Below are 3,206 nucleotides of genomic sequence, written 5' to 3' on the forward strand. Positions count from 1 at the left end.
AGACTAGTTATATTAGTGAACTTACAACAACTCATCTTGTGAAACAAGATGATGTTGGTATGACTAATGTGAATTGTGCTGATACTGATATTACTAATAATGATTAACTATTATAACATTTTGTTATACTGATATTGGTCATGGAGATTTACTTTCATAATAAAAAGTTATAGAGATGAAATTAGAGGTGACGAGAGGTATTAAATGTGGAGAAAGAGGATATGGAGATGAAAGTGGGCATTGTAGAGTTTGTGGAGAATGAGATGGTGGAGTTGGATGTGGTTCAAATAGGGTCAAATTGAGGTTGAATATGGAGATGAGAATGGTTATGGGAGTGGTGAATGTGGAAATGAGTGTGGAGATGGTCATGCTGAAGGGACTAGTCCTGCTGGCATTCCTCTTCCTCTTCCACATCCTTCTCCACATCCTATTCCTAATCAATCTAAACCTATTGTTCCAACTCCTTCTCTTTCTCTCCTATAACTTCTCGTTATACTATCATAATCTCTAGTTCCAGCATTATAACCTCTAGTTATATCTTCATAACCATTAGTTATAACCTCTAGTTATATCATCGTTGTTAGTATTAGTTCCAACTCCCTTTCCCATCTCATTATAATCTCTAGTTATATCACTATCAGTTTCAGTCATAGCATCATCATTATCATCTCATTGACGTTCGTCATGACGATTAGTCATACAATCGTTATTAAGACTAGCTCTAACAGTATTATCAAGTCTAATAAGACTTCTAGTCATAATGACCAATAGCATTAGTTCTAGTTAATAATAGCACTATTAATATTATCAGTATTATAATGACTATTAATACTAGTCATGCTAATATTACTGGTGATATTACTAATGATATTCTTAATATTCTTGATATTACTGATTCTCTTTATACTAATGATACTCTTGATACTATTGATATTTATTATACTCATGGTAAGTTAATTCCTATTGCTATAACTATTTTAGTTATTTTAATATAGCTATTGATTATTAATTAGAATTATAGTATAAATAAATTATAATATATTTGGAGTATTATATTTAATTGTTATATTTGTCGTGTTGTTCAGTAGAGTAATATTGCTACTGATAATAATATTAATCTTAAACTTATAAGTGTTATGGTAAATTTTGATAATGTTACTAGTAATGTTCAATCTAAGCCTAGAAAGAAAACTATGGCTGAAAGTTTAGAAGAAGCTAAACAAGAAGGTAAACTTGTTGTTCCTGAAGAAGATACACAAGTTAATGCTGTTGTTAGTAGTGAAACTGTTCAGCCTAAGAATAAAGCTAGGAAGAAGAAACAAAGTAAAGTTCGTAAACAGGAAGAACAAACTACTGTTGTTAGTCAAGCTAATGAAGATAATGATTTTAAAGATGCTAAGACTGATAAACGTGGTGTTCCTGTTGGAATTAATGTTCCTCAACATATTCTTGATGTAGTTTGTATTGTTAAATTCAATGCTGCATTTAGACGTCATACTTCTCTTAATATTCTTCATGCTCTTGAAGATGATGGAAGAATATGTAATGCTAAAGGTGCTTATGTTGACTTCTTATGGAATAAGTTTAGAGTTACTGCTGATGGTGGTCTTCGTAGAGAATATAGATATACAGATGATTTATTTATTGATGCTTTAGTTAAAGCTCATGCTGATGTTGCTAGTGATAGCCAGCGAGTTATTGGTATTATGATTGATACTGAAACTGAACTTCATAAAAAGAATAAAGATTCTGAAGCTAGTTAAGTTTATAGTGTAGACTCCCCGTAGAGGATGGATAGTGCTGTTGAGCTTGTTAAAGCTAATTCTCATTTGCCTGCCATTTTTATCCATTTTGTTTATTGGGTTTGTTATAGTTAATAATGCTGATGATAATCATTCTCTACTCGGAGTTTATTTTATATATAAAGATATGGAAAGAACTGATATTTATTTTGTTGAAGATGATACATATTTCAATAATAATGTTGAAGGCGTTGAAATTCATGCAGAATGTCTAAGTCAAGATTTTGACGATATTACTTGGGAACCAATAGTTGATGATAGTCCTATTGTTGACCCTGAAAATGATGTTTTTGGTTATTATGATTAAATAAATAAAATTATGGAAAATATTAATATTAAAGTTATTCTTGATGAAGTTTTTGGTACATCTTGTAATACTATTGCTTATGATACCTGTAAATATAAAGAAGATTGTACTCTTATTAATAAATTCATTAATGATATTAAAGATAAAGGTTTATCTCCAGACCAATATGTTAGAGGTTTAACTTTATTTGTATATGTTCTTAAAGAACAAAAATATATTAATGATTTTGGTAAAACTCAAGAAGATATTATTAAACTTGTTACTAAAGATGGATTTGAACTTGATTGGCTTATTAATCGTTGGGATAGTATAATTGAAGATAAAGATATTCTTAAACCTATTATTGCTGTTTTTCCTAAATATGCTAAAGATATGATTATTAAAATTGTTGAAGCTAATACTAAAATTAATAATTTAATTGCTCAACATATTATTAATACTTCTAATGCAGAATATAAGGAAATGATTAAAATGGTTAATCAATCTGTTGATAATAATAAACAGGAGAATAAGTTTAAGAATGTTAGTGATGATGAAATTTATGCTGAACTTAAACGTAGAAAAGCAAATAAATCTACTAAATAATCCCACATAAGTTTTTGATTTTATTTCTAATACTACTGTCTGTGAAGATAGTAGTATTATTTCACTTGCTGATGATGGAGGAATTGAACTCCGAAACTATGATATTGCTATTATCCGTTTTAATTTCTAATTGTAACTTTTGTAATAGTACGGTCTGTGAAGATAGTGCTATTAATATTTATCATAGTCCAAGTGTTATATGTCATATTTGATTTGGTGTTAATTATTCTATTATTATTGATTGTGAAATTAGTAATAATATTCGTGTCAAACATTTCGTTTATATGATTTCGTATTTGTAGTTTTGCCTAGTATTGTCTGTGAAGATAGTGCTAGGCTTTTTAGTATGTATATTATTAACTTTAAATATATAATTAAAATGGATAATTTTGATTCTTTTATTTTTGATGGTCTATTAGATAGATACATTGAAGAACAAGCTAAATTTGAAAAAGGACAAGTAGTATATATGGAATATACTTATCAATATCATAATCAAACTAAACTTGGTG

4 protein-coding genes are annotated in these 3,206 nt (G+C 28.5%); all 4 read left to right on the forward strand.

Annotation, left to right across the window (positions count from 1 at the left end; translation table 11 throughout):
* Positions 1 to 316 precede the first annotated feature (316 nt).
* The 4 genes from DXN04_RS34320 (at position 317) to DXN04_RS34335 (ending at position 2,694) form a co-directional block, all read left to right on the forward strand.
* The gene (locus DXN04_RS34320) at positions 317 to 511 is read left to right on the forward strand and encodes a hypothetical protein (RefSeq protein WP_147320175.1); all 195 of its coding nucleotides are present in this window, start codon (positions 317 to 319) and stop codon (positions 509 to 511) included.
* 625 nt (positions 512 to 1,136) lie between these two features.
* Entirely contained in the window at positions 1,137 to 1,763 is a 627-nt protein-coding gene (locus DXN04_RS34325; RefSeq protein WP_116857929.1) for a hypothetical protein, read from the forward strand.
* A gap of 166 nt (positions 1,764 to 1,929) precedes the next feature.
* On the forward strand, positions 1,930 to 2,109 hold the full coding sequence (locus DXN04_RS34330) for a hypothetical protein (protein WP_147320176.1): 180 nt from the start codon (positions 1,930 to 1,932) through the stop codon (positions 2,107 to 2,109).
* 12 nt (positions 2,110 to 2,121) lie between these two features.
* Positions 2,122 to 2,694, forward strand: coding sequence for a hypothetical protein (locus DXN04_RS34335; RefSeq protein WP_116857931.1), 573 nt, complete (start codon positions 2,122 to 2,124; stop codon positions 2,692 to 2,694).
* Positions 2,695 to 3,206 lie beyond the last annotated feature (512 nt).

Origin of the sequence: Chitinophaga silvisoli, assembly GCF_003412465.1 — a bacterium.
Classification (GTDB): Bacteria; Bacteroidota; Bacteroidia; order Chitinophagales; family Chitinophagaceae; genus Chitinophaga; species Chitinophaga silvisoli.